This window comes from Neobacillus sp. B4I6, from assembly GCF_050434045.1.
Classification (GTDB): domain Bacteria; phylum Bacillota; class Bacilli; order Bacillales; family Cytobacillaceae; genus Neobacillus.
Map to the genome: position 1 here is coordinate 4,617,217 of NZ_JBNPWB010000002.1, position 19,291 is coordinate 4,636,507.

The 19,291-nt window shown below is 39.7% G+C and carries 19 protein-coding genes and 1 riboswitch; of the genes, 7 read left to right on the forward strand and 12 right to left on the reverse strand.

All coding sequences use genetic code 11. From position 1 onward, the window contains the following. Positions 1-30: 30 nt before the first annotated feature. From QF028_RS25075 to QF028_RS25105, 7 genes are all read right to left on the reverse strand, one after another. A complete protein-coding gene (locus QF028_RS25075; RefSeq protein WP_429469943.1) occupies positions 31-663 on the reverse strand; it encodes a bifunctional 4-hydroxy-2-oxoglutarate aldolase/2-dehydro-3-deoxy-phosphogluconate aldolase in 633 nt (210 codons plus the stop codon). An 81-nt stretch (positions 664-744) separates the two neighbouring features. Next, positions 745-2,028, reverse strand: a complete 1,284-nt coding sequence (locus tag QF028_RS25080; protein WP_215017634.1) for an MFS transporter — start codon at positions 2,026-2,028, stop codon at positions 745-747. A 1-nt stretch (position 2,029) separates the two neighbouring features. Further along, positions 2,030-2,989 carry a sugar kinase gene (locus tag QF028_RS25085; RefSeq protein WP_429469946.1) on the reverse strand — a complete coding sequence of 320 codons (960 nt, stop codon included), beginning with the start codon at positions 2,987-2,989 and terminating at the stop codon, positions 2,030-2,032. Beyond that, positions 2,977-3,744 carry a sugar phosphate isomerase/epimerase family protein gene (locus QF028_RS25090; RefSeq protein ID WP_429469948.1) on the reverse strand — a complete coding sequence of 256 codons (768 nt, stop codon included), beginning with the start codon at positions 3,742-3,744 and terminating at the stop codon, positions 2,977-2,979. The genes QF028_RS25085 and QF028_RS25090 overlap by 13 nt, the downstream gene beginning before the upstream one ends. Before the next feature lie 285 nt (positions 3,745-4,029). Continuing rightward, the gene (locus QF028_RS25095) at positions 4,030-4,263 is read right to left on the reverse strand and encodes a hypothetical protein (protein WP_214997832.1); all 234 of its coding nucleotides are present in this window, start codon (positions 4,261-4,263) and stop codon (positions 4,030-4,032) included. Next, on the reverse strand, positions 4,256-5,119 hold the full coding sequence (locus tag QF028_RS25100; RefSeq protein WP_214997833.1) for a ParM/StbA family protein: 864 nt from the start codon (positions 5,117-5,119) through the stop codon (positions 4,256-4,258). The genes QF028_RS25095 and QF028_RS25100 overlap by 8 nt, the downstream gene beginning before the upstream one ends. Positions 5,120-5,485: 366 nt before the next feature. Then, positions 5,486-6,451 carry a quinone oxidoreductase family protein gene (locus QF028_RS25105; protein ID WP_429469951.1) on the reverse strand — a complete coding sequence of 322 codons (966 nt, stop codon included), beginning with the start codon at positions 6,449-6,451 and terminating at the stop codon, positions 5,486-5,488. Between the two features lie 298 nt (positions 6,452-6,749). Between QF028_RS25105 and QF028_RS25110 the strand changes: the two genes are divergently transcribed. The 6 genes from QF028_RS25110 (at position 6,750) to QF028_RS25135 (ending at position 12,933) form a co-directional block, all read left to right on the forward strand. Next, a complete protein-coding gene (locus QF028_RS25110) occupies positions 6,750-7,502 on the forward strand; it encodes an SAM-dependent methyltransferase (protein WP_429469953.1) in 753 nt (250 codons plus the stop codon). Between the two features lie 374 nt (positions 7,503-7,876). Then, the gene (locus QF028_RS25115; RefSeq protein ID WP_429472529.1) at positions 7,877-8,296 is read left to right on the forward strand and encodes a MarR family winged helix-turn-helix transcriptional regulator; all 420 of its coding nucleotides are present in this window, start codon (positions 7,877-7,879) and stop codon (positions 8,294-8,296) included. 13 nt (positions 8,297-8,309) lie between these two features. Then, entirely contained in the window at positions 8,310-9,524 is a 1,215-nt protein-coding gene (locus tag QF028_RS25120) for an MFS transporter (protein ID WP_429469955.1), read from the forward strand. Between the two features lie 92 nt (positions 9,525-9,616). Further along, complete coding sequence (locus QF028_RS25125) at positions 9,617-9,811, forward strand: hypothetical protein (RefSeq protein WP_088085274.1); 195 nt, start codon at positions 9,617-9,619, stop codon at positions 9,809-9,811. Positions 9,812-9,909: 98 nt separating this feature from the next. Continuing rightward, a riboswitch (Lysine riboswitch) is annotated at positions 9,910-10,090 on the forward strand. Positions 10,091-10,220: 130 nt separating this feature from the next. Next, on the forward strand, positions 10,221-11,108 hold the full coding sequence (gene dapA / locus QF028_RS25130; protein WP_429472531.1) for a 4-hydroxy-tetrahydrodipicolinate synthase: 888 nt from the start codon (positions 10,221-10,223) through the stop codon (positions 11,106-11,108). A 217-nt stretch (positions 11,109-11,325) separates the two neighbouring features. Continuing rightward, positions 11,326-12,933 carry a ribonuclease J gene (locus QF028_RS25135; RefSeq protein WP_374103820.1) on the forward strand — a complete coding sequence of 536 codons (1,608 nt, stop codon included), beginning with the start codon at positions 11,326-11,328 and terminating at the stop codon, positions 12,931-12,933. 64 nt (positions 12,934-12,997) lie between these two features. On the opposite strand, the gene QF028_RS25140 is transcribed toward QF028_RS25135, so the two are convergent. Both QF028_RS25140 and QF028_RS25145 read right to left on the reverse strand, forming a co-directional pair. Further along, positions 12,998-13,513 carry a response regulator gene (locus QF028_RS25140; protein ID WP_429469957.1) on the reverse strand — a complete coding sequence of 172 codons (516 nt, stop codon included), beginning with the start codon at positions 13,511-13,513 and terminating at the stop codon, positions 12,998-13,000. An 82-nt stretch (positions 13,514-13,595) separates the two neighbouring features. Continuing rightward, positions 13,596-14,627 carry a fatty acid desaturase gene (locus QF028_RS25145; RefSeq protein ID WP_429469959.1) on the reverse strand — a complete coding sequence of 344 codons (1,032 nt, stop codon included), beginning with the start codon at positions 14,625-14,627 and terminating at the stop codon, positions 13,596-13,598. Positions 14,628-15,002: 375 nt separating this feature from the next. Here QF028_RS25145 and QF028_RS25150 point away from each other — a divergent pair, with 375 nt between their 5' ends. Beyond that, positions 15,003-16,448, forward strand: coding sequence for a DEAD/DEAH box helicase (locus QF028_RS25150; RefSeq protein WP_429469961.1), 1,446 nt, complete (start codon positions 15,003-15,005; stop codon positions 16,446-16,448). A gap of 169 nt (positions 16,449-16,617) precedes the next feature. On the opposite strand, the gene QF028_RS25155 is transcribed toward QF028_RS25150, so the two are convergent. The 3 genes from QF028_RS25155 to QF028_RS25165 are packed head-to-tail and all read right to left on the reverse strand — an operon-like array spanning position 16,618 to position 19,188. Next, entirely contained in the window at positions 16,618-17,523 is a 906-nt protein-coding gene (locus tag QF028_RS25155) for an NAD-dependent epimerase/dehydratase family protein (RefSeq protein ID WP_429469963.1), read from the reverse strand. A gap of 20 nt (positions 17,524-17,543) precedes the next feature. Continuing rightward, positions 17,544-18,527: a polysaccharide biosynthesis protein gene (locus QF028_RS25160; protein ID WP_429469965.1), complete on the reverse strand. Its 984-nt coding sequence runs from the start codon at positions 18,525-18,527 to the stop codon at positions 17,544-17,546. A gap of 19 nt (positions 18,528-18,546) precedes the next feature. Beyond that, positions 18,547-19,188, reverse strand: a complete 642-nt coding sequence (locus QF028_RS25165; RefSeq protein ID WP_214997844.1) for a DUF1796 family putative cysteine peptidase — start codon at positions 19,186-19,188, stop codon at positions 18,547-18,549. Positions 19,189-19,291: the final 103 nt, after the last annotated feature.

Consider the following 19,291-nt stretch of genomic DNA (forward strand, 5'->3'; position numbering starts at 1 on the left):
CTCGCCACTATGGTCATCCTCCCCTTATGCTTACCGAGCTAACTGGACTTCTTCCATTAACTTCCTTGCATTCTCGGTTATCAAACTTAAATAATCATCCGTTAATGCTTTTTTCGGATTAACCAACGAGCTTCCGACACCAACAGCAACCGCTCCAGCACGGATATAATCCTTGGCATTTTCCATGTCAATACCGCCAGTCGGCATTAACGGAATATGCGGCAGTGGACCCGCTAGATTTTTAAAATAACCAGGTCCCACACTTCCTGCTGGGAATACCTTAATCACATCGGCACCATACTCATAGGCAGTTAGAATTTCGGTTGCGGTAAATGCACCAGGGACACTAATGACTCCATACCTTTTCGTCATCTCGATCGTTTCCTTGCGAACAGTTGGTGAAAAAACAAACTTTGCTCCTGACAAAATGGCTGCACGGGCAGTCTCAGCGTCCAAAACCGTTCCGGCCCCTACAAAAACCTCATCACCAAACACATCGGCAGCTTTTTCAATAATCGCTAATGCTTTTGGGGTTTCCATTGTAATTTCCAGAGCAGTAACTCCGCCTTCTTTTAGGGCATGAGCCATAGGAATGATGGTTTCCATATTAGCCCCACGAATGACCGCAACAACCGCCCGTTTTTTAATTTCTTCTACTCCCATTTTAAAAACTCCTTTTATCTCTTTTATGTTATATACAATTGGTAACAGCCTTGGAAAAATCCCAAAGCTGTTGACAGTTTTTTATGCACTCATATTTACATCAGATGGTTTGTTTCTTTCCTTTTTTGCCGCTTTTACCGCCAAAATGGTTAAAATAGCGGAAAGGAATAAAGATCCTGCCATGAAGATGTAAGAAGCACCGAATCCACCAGTCGAATCATTCAAATACCCTACGATATAAGAGCCAACAAACGATCCTAATGCACCCATGCTGTTAATAAGGGCCATCGCGCCGCCAGCCACGTTACGAGGGAGGATTTCAGGAATGATCGCAAAGAATGGACCATATGGAGCATACATGGCACCACCGGCAATAACTAATAAGACAAATGAAATCCAGAAATGGTCCGTTCCAATAGCATAAGAGGCATAAAATGCGACTGCACCAATTAATAGGAATGGCCAAACAAAGGCGTTTCGGTTCAATGTTTTATCAGAGAAATAAGAAGCTACTAACATAAGAATAATGGCTAAAATATAAGGTACAGATGACAACCAGCCTGTTTTTACAATATCCATATTTGGTGCTGCTTTAATAATAGAAGGAAGCCACATGACAAACCCATATACACCAATGCTCCAAAGGAAATATTGAGCGCTTAACAGAATAACTGGTTTCGATTTAAAAGCTTCACCGTAATTTTTAACCGGCTTAATACCTTCTTGTTCTTTTGCTAATTGTTGTTCAAAATCATTCTTTTCTTGTTCTGTTAACCATTTTGCATCTCTTGGTTTGTCATTTACAACTTTCCACCAAATAAATGCCCAAATAACGGCAGGAAGACCTTCGGCAATAAACATCCATCTCCAGCCCACAGAGTTAACTAAATAACCAGAAACAATTGACATCCATAATACGGTTGCTGGATTTCCTAAGATTAAGAACGTATTCGCACGAGAACGCTCTGCTTTCGTAAACCAGTTACTTAAAAGTACAAGCATGGACGGCATTACCGCACTTTCCACTACCCCGAGGGCAAAGCGTATCACAAATAATAATTTAATATTGGTGATCATCCCTGTGAAAGAAGCTAATAACCCCCAAGCAATTAATGACCAGAAAATAAGGACTTTTGCACTCTTTTTCTCGGCAAAAGCAGCTCCAGGCACTTGGAAAAAGAAATAACCTAAGAAGAATAGCGACCCAAGTAAGGAAGAAGTACCCGCTGTAATGTGAAGGTCCTCAGCCAATCCTGAAGCTGCACCGAATCCATAGTTAGCACGGTCAAGGTAAGCAAGACTGTAAGTGATAAAAGCAATTGGAATCAGACGTAACCATCGTTGTTTTGCAATCGTTTGTTTCATGTTATTTCACTCCCTGTAAGTTTTTTTCTATATATTTTGCTAACTCTTCTTTGGTTGGATAGCCATCGTTATCACCGGGTGATTGAACTGCTAACGAACCAATTGCATTTCCCCTTGAAACCGCATCATGAACGTGGAGACCTTCGAGTAATCCACTGATCACCCCAACCGCAAAGCCATCTCCCGCACCAACGGTATCAACAACCGTTTCGACATGAAAACCACGAACGGTTCCTTCTTCAGTTGCTGTTTTATAAAATGCTCCCTCTGCACCAAGCTTTATGACAACAAGCTCGACACCTTTTTCCAAGTAAAAGGAAGCGATTTCACGAGGTTCCTTAAAGCCGGTTAAGATTTCACCCTCAGCGATTCCCGGTAACACGTAATCAGCTAGGAACGCGGCTTCATTAATTTCCTTCACCATTTCTTCTTGTGATGCCCAAAGAGTTGGCCTTAAATTCGGGTCAAAGGAAACCTTTTTGCCATTCTTTTTCATAAACGATAGAGTAAGTCTTGCAAAGGCTCTGGCGCTTTCCGAGAGGGCTAATGGAATTCCTGTCATATGCAAGTGCCTTGCATTTTGAAAATAATCTTCATTTAAATCCTTACTATTTAGATGGCTCGCTGCCGAACCCTTGCGAAAATATTGAACCTCTGGGTCGCCTTCTAATACCATTGACTTCAATTGAAATCCAGTCGGATAATTTTTGTCGATCAACACATGGTCAATGTCAACGTTTTCATTTTTGAGCCTTTCGATTATAAATCTTCCAAACGCATCATTTCCGACTTTGCTTGCCCAACCAGAGCGGAGACCAAGCCTGGCAAGCCCAATTGCCACATTGGTTTCTGCACCGGCAAGCTCACGGGTAAATTGGCCAACTTCGTGTAAGGAACCCGGATGATTAGCCATAAACATTGCCATCGCTTCTCCAAATGTAATCACATCTAACTGTTGCATGATAAAGCCTCACTTTCTGTTATCATCTGAATAAACTCTTTTGTTTTCTCCTTTGGTTCGATAGGAAACTCAAGCGCCTTTGCGATTTCAGATGGTAAACTATTCATAACCTTCTCCCAGCTGTGACTCCCATCTTTTTGAAGAGGCACAGTGATGAACTCGCCATGAACATCTTCTACCTGTTTCAAATGCAGATAATGGACATATGGTGAAAGCTTGCTTAATGCATCGTCCACATCCTGACCGGAATAGTACCAGTTCCCTGCGTCAAATGTCATTTTTACTGGTGTGTCCTGCTCGGAGGCGCTTTCAAAAAAGGACGATAATTGGTTGATATTCCCACCATGAAGCGTCTGGTCATTTTCAACTAGCAATTGAATTCCTTGGTGCTGGTTCAAAAAGGTATTCAGCTCGATGACATTTGATTGACCTTTATGAAAATGCCCTAGTGATACTTTTATCCATTTAGCTCCAAGTGCTATTCCTTCGTGAAAGATCTCGTTTAATTCCTTTTCATTTAAACCGTAATCTTTTTTCCATAATTCAATCGGAGCCGAGTACACGGTAAAAAGTTGATATTGTTCTATTTCTTTTCTAATGCTATCTAGAGGTAGATCTTGGTCCGACAATAATTCACGGCGAATTTCAATTCCAAAAGCACCGGACTCGGCAATGTGCCTAATGAATGAAGTTTGCCCCTTCTTCAACACTTCAAATCTATCATAAGCATTTAACGGGACAATTACATTTTCCATAACGAAGACCCCTTTTTAAAAAGTAATTCTGATAAATCGTTTTAGTAAATCGGTTTAGTAAATCGATTTATTCATATTATAATCCCAATGAAAGCGTTTTTGCAAGAAAAACTTTTTTTCTTTAATTGATAATCCATTGTGGTGCCTGACACCTTAAAAAATAGTAATTCACTCTGGTGCCTGACACCATAAAATGGATTCAAATTACTTTGAGGAAAATGTAGAAAAGGTAAAAGGTACGGAACCCCTAAGTATAGAATCCAAAAAAAAGACCCCATATAGGAGTTAGAGACCGAAGCTTTTCAACTTCAACTTGTCGATAGATTTTTCTAGTTTCATTTCTACCTTTTCATATTCTTTACGAATGACTCCGACACCCTGTTCCATATCTCGTTGGATCAGGCGTTTGATATATGTCGCAAAGTGAATGTACTGGTTACAATGTTCTAGAAGCTCTCTTTCATAAGGGTCATCGAGGTTGAAAGGGACGGACTTGATCTTTCGATTCAGTTCATTCATCAACAAAGACCGCTTTCCCCATAGAATAAAATCCGAAAGCATTGGCATATTGCGGACTGTATGCTTTGTGTCCGTTTGTCCGGTAGAGGACCGGTCTGATTAGCTTGATATTACTAAAATGCTCTTTAATATGTGGCAAAAGATATTCAGCAATTCCTCCGCAAAGATAGGTCGGTTCGTATAAGTTCCACTTGCCCCGAAGTTCCGCCAGGATGGCTACTGCCATTTGTTTTTCTGTCATTTCCATGTCTGTTTCAGCACCGAAAGCAAGGGTCCCACTTTTCCTGTCAATAAAGTAGCCATCTTCCACTCTTAAATAGTTGAAGGTACCACTTCCAGCGTCGATGATGTTCGCAATGTCCTCCGGCCTGTCTTCCATGCTGAAGTATGCCCCAGACCCTTCAGGAGCGACTTTTACTTCCTCGATGTAAAACGTCTTCCTAACATTGTTCACCGTGATCGTGTGTTCCCCTTTCAGCATCTTCTCCATACTTTCCCTGTCTCTATTCACCATTCCACGGATCGGCTGCCCAATCACTACACAGTTCCCTTCCGTTTTACCATACTGATGAACTGCCACCAGTACCCTGATCTTTGTTTCTTCGTGCGCCTTCGAAATATCTCTCGGCTCTCTTATTGCATGACATTCCCGCCAGGCGATATTCCCCACAAACAGCTTCTCGTCCCCGTACTCGACGATGTAGTCGCCGGCTTCCATTTGGCTGCTATCTGCATTCACCAAATGAAGATGGCGGTAAGGTCCAATTGTTGACCTAAACTTAAACACATCGTCCCTTGTTCTTCCTTTCACCTCGTATGCGCCGGCATCAATCGCTAATATCCATTTGTGAGTCATTTTTTCTACCCCTTTTAACAATATTTTGAAAGTGCACCTATGTCATACAACTAATCTTTTTCAAACTTAGTATATGAGTGGAGGCCCAAATGTGACACACACAAGTCATACAATACTGTTGATTGGAAAAAAGAAAAAACAATAAAGCAGGATATCCCTCAATCATGAAAGGCTTAGATTCTTACATCTTTGAAATACCGAAAAGGAATCTTAAAACTTAAAATTTTAACATAATCTTCCTATATAACGCACAAAAAGCAGTGTGATTCATCTGAGAAACACACCGCCTTTATAGTTTTTTTATTTTATATTCGCCTTTTCCAATGGTTAGTAGCATAATACTGATACCTGACCCTCTTTTTTTCTTTAAGGAATTAATAAAATTTTCCCCATGCTCTTACGGCTTTCTAGATAACGGTGTGCTTCTTGGCCATCGTGCAACGGGAAGACTGTTGGTTCGGAAACTATTAATTTTCCTTCCTCCATCCACCGAAACAGCTCATTTGAACGAGCTATTCGTTCTTCTCGGGACGTCAGCACATTCCATAAGTCTCCGCCTGTCAGAGTTTTTGATGTATCCATAAGTATCCTTGGGTCAACCAATGCTGGGTCGCCCCCTGCCATTCCGTAAAATACGACCGTTCCACCGGTGCGAGTAACCTCAAAGCTATCTTGAAGAGTAGAACCTACTGATTCGTAGACCACGTCTACGCCTTTGCCATTCGTCTCCTCGAGTACTTGTTCCTTCCAGTCATCCTTGTATAAAAAGACTTGATCCGCACCCGCTTCTACTGCTGCAGCTCTTTTTTCAATGGAAGAAGTTAAGCCAATTGCCGTGCCTCCAAGTAATTTTACAATTTGAACAAGAAGCTGCCCCACACCACCTGCTGCAGCATGTACCAGCACGGTATCATTCTTTTTCACCGCATAGCTATCCTTCGTTAAATAATGAGCCGTTAATCCTTGAAGCAATACGGACGCCGCTTCTGCAAATGAAATGGTGTCAGGCACTGGTATAGCTTTTTCAACGGGAACGGCTACTAGCTCGGCATTTGCATATGGTACATCGGCAAATGCCATCCGGTCGCCAATGCTGATACCTTGGACATCTGATCCCGTCTTTGCTACGATTCCAGCCCCTTCATACCCTAAGATATAGGGTGGCTCTCCGGCTAGATGATAGTTTCCTTTTCTTCTATATATATCAGCAAAATTCAGACCAATTGCTTTCATGCTTAGCAGTATTTCGTCCGAACCAATCACAGGTTCCTCTATATCACCATATTCGAGGACTTCTGGGCCGCCAAATGTTTTGAACATAAGTGCTTTCAAATGAATTACCTCATCTTATTTAAATTTTTATGACTCGCTTATATTAAATAAGATCGTGAAAGGTAATGCAAATAATCGTTACCGTTATTTCTAATTTCCCGCACACAAGGGCACAATTACCTCCTAATCGAATGCTTGGTTTATTATAGTTGAAAATAAACTTCAAAGGGTTCGATGTCTTCTATAACATGAAGATTACATTAATATGTTGACATTCAAGGGATAAAGATAATAAATGAAATAGAATAGCGTTAGGTATAATCCACATCCACTTGTAGTAGAAAAGGAGACATTATCTATGGATAGAAACAAATTTTCAGCAATTGCTCATCGTAACCATGCATTTAGTAATCCAATTAGCGAAGCAAAGATCATGAAGATGCTCAGAATTGTATCGCCTAAAGCATCAGATAAGGTGATTGATATTGGGGCTGGGAAATGCGAATTGTTAATTCGGTTGGTGGAAAACTACCAGGTAACCGCCACTGCAATAGAATTGTATAACGGGTCCATTGAGGAAGCAAAGCGGATTGCTAGTAATAGAATTCCTGATGGCAGAATTGAGTTTATCGTGGAAGATGCCAGCACGGCGGTCGAGAGATGTGAGCCAGACGGGTATGATTTTGGGATTTGTATCGGATCTACCCACGCCTTGGGCGGAATGGATCCCACACTTAAAACACTAAAACGTCTTGTAAAGAAAAATGGCCATATTTTAATAGGTGAAGGCTATTGGAAGCAGACTCCCAGTCCTGAGTATTTAGAGGCGCTTGGCGGTGCAGACGAGTCGGAATGTAAAAGCCATGCAGATACTGTGAAGGCTGGTGAAGAATTAGGTTTAATCCCACTTTGGTCTTATGTTGCTAATGATGATGACTGGGATGATTACGAATGGCTTTATTCGATGTCGGTCGAGAATTATTGTCTTGAAAATCCAGATGATCCCGATTGTGAAGCGATGCTGCAGCGAATTCGTACATGGCGCCGGACCTATTTGACATGGGGCAGAGATACCTTAGGATTTGGTTTGTATTTGTATCGAAATAACTAATAGGAAAAAATTGAGCTATACCAAGGCTTCATCCACATTTAATCAAACGTTTGATTAATTTTTTCAGGTAAATTTTCTGCTCTTTTTAATCAAACGTTTGATTAGTTTTTTTTCATAAAAAATTACCCACCTCATAAAAACCTTATACACCAAGGACCCAGGCCCTTTTAATCAATCGTTTGATTAGTTTATCAAGAAAAATACTTTACCTTAAAAATCTATATACACCAAGGCCTCATCTCGTTCCAATCAAACGTTTAATTAGTATCATCCCACCTCTGACATTAGACATTTTATTATCATTTCTGTTATACTATAATAGTTACCCAAGGTAATCATTACTCTAACTAACCATTTAACAAGGGGTGTTTCAAATAAATACTTCTCAAAAGTTTTTTCACCAATTCCTGATGTTGTACCGTCCGTTTGAGAATAAACTTAATATCCATCTCGCCGAGCATAATCTCCACAGAGCGCAATGGTCGATTTTTTACTACTTATTCAATAATGGCCCGGCAACGCTAGTGGAACTCTCTCATTATTTATATGTAGAGAAGCCCACTGTCACCCGGACCATGAACCGCTTGGAAGAATTGGGCTATGTCGAGCAGGTTCCGAGCAATGATAAACGTGAAAAAAGAACACAGCTGACAGAGCTTGGGAGAAAAGTATATACGGAAGTCCGTGTGACGATTGATCAGTATGAAACGGACATTTTAAAAGGCATCTCAGAGCATGAACAGCTCGAGGCCATCCGCATTATGAGGGAAATTCGTAAAAATATTATTAAATAAGGGGTTTTAAAAAGTGACTCAACCTAGAGCTAAACTGTGGACAAAGGATTTCACTATTGTTTCTGCGGTCAATTTTTTCGTAACTTTAGTCTTTTATTTATTAATCGTAATCATCGGTGTTTATGCCGTCGATGAATTTGGTGCTACTACAAGTCAAGCAGGGCTTGTAACAGGAATATTTATTGTCGGGTCTTTAATTGGCCGGTTGTTGATTGGCCGGTTTATTGAGTCAATTGGCCGAAAGAAAACGTTATTCATTGGTGTCATTTTATTTATTTTGACGCTTCTTTTGTATTTTGTGAACTTCGGGATTACCTTCCTGCTTATTACCCGCTTACTCCACGGGATTGCAGGGGGAATGGTCGGGACTGCTACAGGTACGATTGTGGCCCAGATTATCCCGGCTACTCGAAAAGCGGAAGGGATTGGCTACTTCAGCATGAGTGCAACACTCGCTACCGCTATCGGGCCATTCATCGGACTCTATATGACCCAACATACAGATTTCCAAATGATTTTTATCTTCTCCCTTGCTTTAGGGGTAATTAGTTTGATCACTGCATTCTTTGTTGATGTGCCTGCATTAACTGTATCGGTGAAAACATCTGAAGTAAAAGGATTTAAGCTTTCCAACTATATTGAGCCAAAGGCACTGCCCATCGCTGTCATTACACTGGTAGTAGCTTTTTGTTATTCCAGCGTTCTTTCTTTTATTAACTTCTATGCAATCGAAATCGACCTAGTTAGTACGGCTAGTTTCTTTTTCCTAGTCTATTCCATCGCAGTATTGTTATCACGCCCGATCACAGGCCGCTTAATGGACCTGAAGGGTGCAAACTATATAATGTATCCGGGCTTTGTCCTCTTAGCAGCCGGCTTATTTATATTAAGTTCAGCAAGTATTAGCATCACTTTATTGGTAGCAGGTGTTCTAATTGGCCTTGGTTTCGGTAACATGCAGTCAAGCACCCAGGCAGTGGCCGTTAAAGTAACTCCTCCGCATCGGATGGGTTTGGCGACATCGACCTTCTTTATCTTTCTTGATGCAGGACTTGGATTCGGTCCATATATCCTTGGATTCATTATTCCATTAACCGGCTTTAGCAGCCTGTATGTAATCTTAGGTATTGTCGCTCTGGCAACCTCAATTCTTTACTATTTTCTGCACGGCAAGAAAGAACGTTCAGGAAGGACGATTATGACTGGACCAACCCCCGACCCTAATTGATTTCAGGTAACCGGCCGATCGAAGGCACGCATAAAACCGGTTTATAGCCAATATGATAAACATAAGAATCCTAATTAAAGGGGTCGGTAGATATGATAATTTTTAATAAAATTGCATTATCATTTGTTGTCTTTTTTTCCTTCAGTATTATCATAAATACTTATTTGGGAGAAAAGGAACGGGTCCAATCTAATGTTATTTACTTTGTTATGAACGGGTTTGCTTATATTGTATCTGCCTTAGAAGTTGAAAAGGATAAACTGAGTTTAGAAACGGCAGAAATATAGTGTGAATTTCAAATAAAGTTCCAATTGCCCTTGAACCAAAAGGAATATTCTGATATATTTACTATCAATTAAATATTTTCTTACTTCATGTTTTTTGAAGTGAGGATAGAGGCGCAAAGACCATTAGTACACAATATGAGGATAATGAGGTCCAATGATGATTGTGAAAAGGGGAATTTGCCGAAGCTTCAATGAATCTCATTGGTCTTGAAGCTGGTTCTGCTATTGAAAAAATACAGAACTGTCATATAGGAAACTATATGGAGGGCTATCTTACGCACGGGAACTTATTTTTCTTATGTTTCTACTGCAACAGCGAACCCTCGTTGTTGCTTTTTTGCGTTAAATTATGAATGGCCTTTACCCACCTCTAAATTTTATAAAAATTTTAATTAAAGGGTGAGAAATGATGAATTTTGGCCAAGTTTTAACCGCAATGGTTACGCCATTTGATCAAAATGGTGAAGTAGATTTTAACGCAACAAGAATACTTGTAGATTATTTAATCGAAAATGGTACCGATGGAATCGTAGTTGCTGGTACAACCGGAGAATCTCCTACATTAACAACGGAAGAAAAAGTGGCATTATTTAAATTGGTTGTCGACGCTGTCAATGGAAGAGTTCCGGTTATCGCTGGAACTGGCTCAAATAACACGAGAGCTTCCATCAGCTTAACAAAGCTGGCTGAAGAAACAGGAGTCGATGGGATTATGCTTGTTGCTCCTTATTACAACAAACCATCCCAAGAAGGCATGTATCAGCACTTCAAAACGATTGCTGAATCTACACCATTACCGATTATGCTTTATAATATCCCCGGCCGAAGTGTGGTCAACCTGTCGGTAGAGACCATTGTTCGACTTTCACAGATTCAGAATATTGTCGCCTTAAAAGAAGCAAGCGGTAACTTAGATGCTATGGCTGAAATTATTAGCCAAGCACCAAGTGATTTTACCCTTTATAGTGGTGATGATGGCTTAGCATTGCCGGTTTTATCCATTGGTGGAGCTGGAGTGGTTTCCGTTGCTTCCCATGTCATTGGTAATGAAATACAAGAAATGATTAATCATTTTAAAAATGGGAATGTCCAAGATGCAGCTAGTGCCCATCGCCGTCTTCTCCCGATTATGAAAGCATTATTTGCGGCACCAAACCCAGCACCGGTAAAAGCCGCATTGAATATGAATGGAGTGAACGTTGGAGGTCTTCGCCTGCCATTGCTCCCGTTAACCACCGAAGAGCAAAGAACACTACAAGGTGTTCTACCAGCAAGCAATGTTAAAGTATTAATCTGAATACCGATAAAAATAGCTGCCAAACTCCGTAAAAAACCGGGTATTTAGCAGTTTTTTTTGTGAACGACAAAAGTTTTACCTCCCTTATTCGATAAAGTAAATCCAAAGGGGCATACTATTCTTATTTACTTGGAATAAGGAGGATATTAACTTGCGAACTAATGATAATAAATTATCTATTTTCGCCTTAGGCGGCATAAATGAAATCGGTAAAAATATGTATGTGGTTCAGTACGCAGATGATATTTTTATCATTGACTGCGGCGGTAAGTTTCCAGATGAAAGTTTATTAGGAATTGATTTGATTATCCCCGATATTACTTACTTAGAAGAAAATCAGGAGAAAATCCGTGCTCTAATTGTGACCCATGGGCACGAAGATCATATTGGCGGTATTCCTTATATCTTAAGAAAATTAAATATCCCTATCTACGCTACCCATTTTACACTTGGTTTAATTGAATTAAAAATTGACGAGCATCGTCTCCATGGAAACACCAAACTCATGACAATTGACTCTAATTCAAAACTTGAGTTTGGAGAAACCACTGTATCTTTTTTCAGAGTAAGTCATAGTGTTCCTGATTGTCTCGGTATTGTCTTTCATACACCTGAGGGTAATGTCGTTCATACCGGGGATTTCAAGTTTGACTTAACGCCTGTGAATAATCAACATTCAGATATTCATAAAATGGCCAATATCGGTCAGCAAGGTGTGTTAGTTTTAATATCTGAAAGTACGAACGCTGAGCGTAAGGGGCTAACACCGTCCGAGCAAATGATTGGTGGCAATTTGGATGAAGCCTTCATGAAAGCTGACGGGAAAATCTTTATCTCCACTTTTGCATCGAATGTTAATCGGGTTCAACAGGTGGTTGCCGCGGCGATAAAGGCCAATCGAAAGATCGCTCTTCTTGGCAGGAGTATGGTAAATGTGGTCTCTGTTGCGATTGAACGTGGTTATTTAACTATTCCCGATGGGATGATCATCGAACCACGTGAAGTCGATCGACTTTCTCCTGAAAAGGTGGTTATCCTTTGTACGGGGAGTCAAGGAGAGCCAATGGCTGCCCTTTCTCGTCTAGCGAGCGGAAACTTTCGTGATGTCTCCGTTTATCCCGGAGACACGGTTATCTTAGCCGCATCTCCAATACCAGGAAATGAAAAGGACGTTTCTCGGATCATAGACAATTTATTTCAACTGGGAGCCAAAGTTATATATGGATCCGGAAGTTCAACCGGTATGCATGTTTCTGGTCATGGCTATCAGGAAGATTTAAAACTGATGCTTACCTTAATGAAGCCGACCTATTTCATTCCGATTCACGGTGAATATCGAATGCTGCACCACCACCGTTTGTTAGCTGAGTCCGTTGGAGTAGAGAAGGGAAATACCTTCATTATCAAAAATGGTGATGTCGTCGATGTTGAAAACCAGGTGGCCCGTCAGACTCGGTCGATTCCAGCCGGAGATACCTATGTGGACGGGATGGGCGTTGGCGATGTCGGGGACATTGTATTACGAGACCGTAAACAGCTTTCTGAGGATGGCATGCTCGTAATTGTGATAACCATTAGTAAAGGTGACCGAAGGATTATATCCGGACCTGACACCATTACACGTGGTTTCGTGTACGCAAGAAATTCGGATGAACTTCTAAAAGAGATTAACCGCCTTGCTAAGAAAACCATTAATGACCTGCAAAGCGAGAATATCCGGCAATGGAATGTAATCAAACAGAACATAAAAAAATCAGTCGGACAATATGTATTCACCCAAACAAAGAGAAAGCCAATGATCCTTCCTATTATTATTGAAATTTAAAACAAAAAAATGGTGTCAGGCACCATGTGAAGATTTCACATGGTGCCTGACACCTCATTTTTTATTAACCTGTTGGTAATTTTATTCTATCTAAGATGGTTGTCAGGTAATTTCTAACTGTGCTAATTTTTGTCTTTCTCTCGGCTAGCGGTTGGAATTCTTCGATGTTCTGTTCGTTTTGGTTTGAGTCTTCATCGATTAGTTCGGGGCAGTATATTCGCTGTCCATTGATGATGCTGCGAATCGATCCTGCTAATTCCTCACTCGGGCTATCCTTCAATAAATACCCGCTTACATCTGCTTGTAAGGCCCTCCCAAAATAGCCACTCCTGGCAAAGGTTGTTAAGATAATAACCTTACAACCAAATGACCTTAAAGCCTCAGCTGCCTCAAGACCGCTCATTTCGGGCATCTCTATATCCATGATACAAACATCTGGGTGCATTCGGTACACTAGTGCAAGGGCCTCTTCCCCATTGCTCGCCTGCCCGACTACTTCCATATCCTCTTCCAAATTGAGGAGAGAACCAATTGCCCCTAGCAGCATTTCCTGATCCTCAGCAATAACAATTCGAATCATATAAGTTCCCTCCTTATCTGTCAGCTGTTATGTAAGTAACAACTCCCCTTAAATTAAGGGGAGCAAGCCTTTATTGATCTAGTTAGATTTCAGGTTTAACTTGTACGGAAAACCTCTTTTTAGCTAAAGCTTTGACTTCTCTAAAGCTCACAAAGTTCTTTCTTTCCTCATCCCACAAACGGAAACGTATTGACTTTAAGCTTGTAGCAAGAGAAATGGTTGGTACGTTTTGTAACGGAGGCGTATTATTATGTGCTTTCTCCAATTTATAGTTAGGCACCCGTGGGCTTAAATGATGAACATGGTGGAAACCAATATTCCCAGTGAGCCATTGCAAAACTTTTGGAAGCTTATAGAAAGAACTACCCTCTACTGCCGCTTTTACATATTCCCACTCTTTGTCCTCTTCAAAATAAGAATCTTCAAAAGTGTGCTGTACGTAAAACAACCAAATACCAGCAGCTCCGGAAATCATAAAAATTGAACCTTGTACTAGTAGAAACGCCTGCCATCCGATTGCCCAACAAAGCAAGGCAATCAAAGCAACGATTAGAACATTCGTTAAATAAGTGTTGTTACGTTCCTTCTGTTTTGCACCTTTACGGTTAAATCGATTTTTAAGAAGGAACACATAAATCGGACCTAATCCAAGCATGACCAATGGATTACGGTAAAAACGGTAGGCTAGACGCAGTCTAAGTGGTGCAGCTAAATATTCATCTACTGTAAGTGTCCAAATATCACCTGTTCCGCGTTTATCCAAGTTACCACTTGTCGCATGATGGACAGAATGCTCATGTCCCCATTGATCAAACGGGAAAACCGTTAACACACCCATCGCAGTTCCAACGATTCGGTTGGCCCGGCGGCTTTTGAAGAAGGAATGATGGGTACAATCATGAAAGATGATGAAAATTCTCGTTAAAAATCCTGCCGCTACCACAATTGGAACTAATGCTAACCAATAGGAAACGGATAGACTTAAATAGGCAAGGTACCACAAGCCAATAAATGGTAGAACCGTGTTAATAATTTGCCATACACTTTCTTTTGTCGTTGATTGTTCAAAGGGAGCAACTTGTTTTTTTAGAGTTTTCGTATTTTGTAAGGTCATTTTATTTGAATTCCCTTCCTTCGTTTCGTTAATAACCAAAGTATAAACGAAGGAATTTGTCCATGTTAGTAGCAGGTGTCATGTACAGGGTATGACAAATGTCACATTTCGAAAAATTTCTCATCAAAAAAGTGCCTGACACCAGACGCAGCAGCACTTCTGGGTCATGACACTTTTTTTGATAAAATAAATTTTTCCTTTTCATTGGCCAGAAAAATTCGCTTCCCAATTTAAATTAGAGCGAACAGTGCTAGTCACTGTTCGTTTTTTACAGTATATCAAGTATAATGGAGCATATTCAGATTATGCATACGATATTTCTTTGCGAGAAATCCTATAGATAAGCCGGATAATACAAATAAACGAGGTTAATATATGAGCGAAAAAAGTTTTACGGATTATAATTTAAGTGAAGAAATCACAAGAGCACTTGCCATTTTAAAATACGACACTCCTACTGACGTTCAAACGGAAGTCATTCCATTAGCTTTGAATAATCAGGACCTGGTCGTAAAGTCGCAAACTGGCAGCGGCAAGACCGCCTCCTTTGCGATACCTATTTGTGACATGATGGAATGGGAAGAAAGAAAGCCACAGGCCTTAATTCTTACCCCAACTAGAGAGCTTGCTGTTCAAGTTCGCGACGATGTAACGAACATCGGCCGATTTAAGCGGATTAAGGCGATGGCCGTTTATGGAAAAGAACCTTTTTCGAAGCAAAAAGAAGAATTGCAGCAAAAAACGCATGTCGTGGTAGGTACTCCGGGACGTGTTATGGACCATATTGACAGAGAAACCCTCGTTCTAGACGAAATAAAGTATCTTATTATTGATGAAGCGGATGAGATGCTGAATATGGGTTTTATCGACGAAGTGGAAGCCATCATAAAAGAGCTTCCATCAGACAGAGTCACGATGGTATTCTCGGCTACCTTACCAAAGGATGTTGAAAACCTCTGCCATAAATATATGAAAAATCCTGTGAATGTCGAAATTGCTTCTACCGGGATCACAACAGAAACGATCGAACATCTGTTAATTGAAGGAAAAGAAGAAGACAAGCTATCGCTTCTAAAAGATGTGACTGTCGTTGAAAATCCAGACAGCTGTCTTATTTTTTGCCGAACAAAAGAACATGTGGATACCGTATATTCGGAATTGGAAAGCTCCAATTATTCTTGTGAACGACTCCATGGTGGATTGGAACAGCAAGATCGATTTGCGGTTATGGATGGCTTCAAAATGGGGAATTTTCGCTACCTCATCGCAACGGATGTTGCCGCACGAGGAATTGATATTGATAATGTAACCCTGGTCATCAATTATGACGTCCCTATGGAAAAAGAAAGCTATGTCCACCGAACAGGAAGAACGGGCCGTGCGGGTAATGAAGGAAAAGCGATTACTCTCGCCACACCGTATGAAGGAAAATTTGTCCGAGCGATTGAAAGATATATTGGCTTTGAGATCCCTAAAATGGAGGCTCCAAAACCGGCTGAAGTGGCTAGAGCAAAAGAGGCTTTCGAGGAAAAAATCAGCGGCAGACGTGTCGTGAGAAATAATAAAACGGCTCGGATTAACCAAGGCATCACGAAACTCCATTTCAACGGTGGAAAAAAGAAGAAGATGCGCGCGGTTGATTTCGTTGGAACAATCGCAAAAATTCCAGGAGTTACTGCCGATGATATTGGCATTATCACTATTCAGGATCAAATGACCTATGTTGATATTCTTAATGGAAAAGGCTCACTCGTCTTACAGGCGATGGAGAATGCAACGATTAAAGGAAAGAAGTTAAAGGTTAGCAAGGCAATTAAATAATAAATGCTTTATTATGGACGATTATGGGACCATAATTGTCCTTTAGAGTTTTATAAATCCCTGCATGAAAAATTTCATGCAGGGATTTATAAAACAGAATATGAATACTCTATTTAATACCACGGCTTCAACCTGATTTAATCATACGTTTGATTAGTTTTTCCTTTTTTTAAATTTTTTGTCGAAAATAATTAAGAGTATCAATTAAGGAAGAATTAATAGAAAATATTGGATTCCAGCCTAATTGGATTAGTTTTAAAGGTTTTTCTTCAACAACCAGATCATCAACACCATCGGTTAGCGCTCTAACCTCAAAGTCTATATCTGTTAAGTTTTTATATATTTGAATCAATTCCCTAATTGAATGGCTTTTTCCTGAGCATATTTCATAAACTTCCCCTGCAATCCCTTTATTAAAGAGCACTTCATAAGCGCTTATAACATCGCGAACATCTATGAAATCACGTTTAGAATTTAAATTGTTTACTACCAACACTTTGTCTAACATGTTCTTTTCCATTTGAGCAATTTTATTGGCAAATATGGAATTAACACCATTAGAACTACCTGGTCCTATTATATTAGATGGTTTTGCAATTACGATGTTCATTTTGTACAATTGTACCCAAGCTTGTGAAATTAGTACCTGAAGTGTCTTACTAAGGCTATAGGGATGTGTGAGATTTGATATTTCGTTGGGGCTAGTTTGGAGAGAAGAACCGACTATGACAATTTTACAAGTTGGATTTAGTTGCCGGGTAACATCAATGATATATAGTGATGATAACAAGTTGGTTTCTAATGTTGTAATCGGGTCATTCCAAGAATCACCAACATGGTTGAGTCCTGCTAAATGTAATAAGAAATCAGGTTTTACTTTTTTTATTAAATGATTCACATCATTCTTATTTGTTAGTTCACAGTATTCTGTTTTTATCCCTTTACATCCATCAAAAGGTCGGTTTCTAGTAACAGCTGTTATGTCATATCCTAATCCGGAAAAATGTTTACATGCATGTTCTCCGGTAAAACCACTTGCCCCAGTAATTAGCAACTTTGGCCTCTGATTCATCATTCTGCCTCCATATGATAAAATTACTGTAAAAATTTTGATTTAATCAACAATTTTTTTATTTCCTCATGGTTCATTAAATCATCATTCGAACTATAAGATGACATATTTATTGGTTGACAGTTTGAGTACAGTTCCCTTACTTCTGAAATGTTTACCTCAGGAAGAACAACCAAATATTCTTGGCTATAAACAACTGTATCCTCTATTTCATGGTCTGATACAAGTACTTCATGCAGTTTCTCTCCTGGTCTTGAACCAGTTTCAATAATATTGACTTCTTTTCCAAAATGCTCAATTAAAACTTCGGCTAAATCAATTATTCTGCATGCTGGCATATTTATGACAAAGATCTCCCCGCCCTTACCATCAGTAGCGGCCTTTAATAAAAGCTTGATTGCATCTTCTTTAGTTAAAAAGAATCGTGTCATCCGTTTATCCGTAATGGTAATTTCATTTTTAATTTTTATTTGATCGATAAATAAATGGAGAACACTTCCGTTTGTTCCGAGAACGTTACCACCTCTTACACAAACAAACTTCGTTTTTGTACTAAATAGATTTGCATGTATAATTAATTTTTCACTTATTGCTTTTGTAAAACCATAGAAATTTGCTGGATCTGCCGCTTTGTCAGTTGATACATTAATCACCTTTTTTACTTCATTAAATATAGCTGCATCAATCACATTTTGAGTGCCAGTAACGTTTGTTTTAAGTGCTTCCTTAGGGAATTCTTCACAAACTGGAACATGCTTCAAGGCCGCAAGGTGGAAAACATAATCGACACCTTTACAAGCCTGGAATAAAGCATCCCTATCCCGTATATCCCCTATCCGAAAACTTAACCTTGAGTCTTCAATTTCTCTTCTCATCTTAACTTGACTATCTTCGTTACGGGAAAAAATGATTATTTCTTTTGGATTATAGGTTAATAATTGGAGTGTAAGCTCCTTCCCCCAGGAACCTGTCCCCCCAGTTACTAAAATGACTGCGTCTTTAAACATCTATAAATCCTCCTATTAATTAAGCTTTAATATTAATACCTTTAAAAATGGCTTCCCAGTAATGGTCATTGCCATGCCATTTTTCTTCATTAGGAAGCTCTATGGCACATACATTTTTCACAGGCCAGTCTTTTTCAATAAGGTCTTTGGTATTCGTATGGTTTACAAGAAGAATATGGAATTCATTTTTCACCAATTTCGATAACACTGACTCAAGTTCCAGCAATTCTTCAAAGGTTCCTTCTGTTCTAATAAACAGGATACGTTTTCCGTTGGAAAGTATATCTAAGAATCTCTGAATTCTTCGGTCAAATTTGGCTCTTACCTCAGGGTAAGTGGCTAAATTTGTAAATGTGTTTTTGTTTGCTTTAAAATCATGACTTGAAACGATCTGATAGGCCATATCAGTTACAACAAAATGGGGTTCGGAGCTGTCTACACCAGTAGCATAGCCTGAAGGTATTAAATTTGGCAGGTCCATATAACCAATGAATCGATTTTTCAATAGACTACTAACGCTAGACAATGAAGGGGATGACATCCAGTCCAATGGTCCCGCGAAAGGTCTTAAATTGTTTTGTCTTAGTTGAAGGGCTGCAAGGCACAAATCCCCCAAACTATATATCGCATCGTAAGTTCCTTTTAAATCTTCTAATCTCATAAAAAGTAATCAGCTCCTTACATTAATAAAATATTAAATATTTACCTGTGTTATTAAATGCAAAAATAAAATAAATGATAGGGCTAATACGCTGTATTCAATA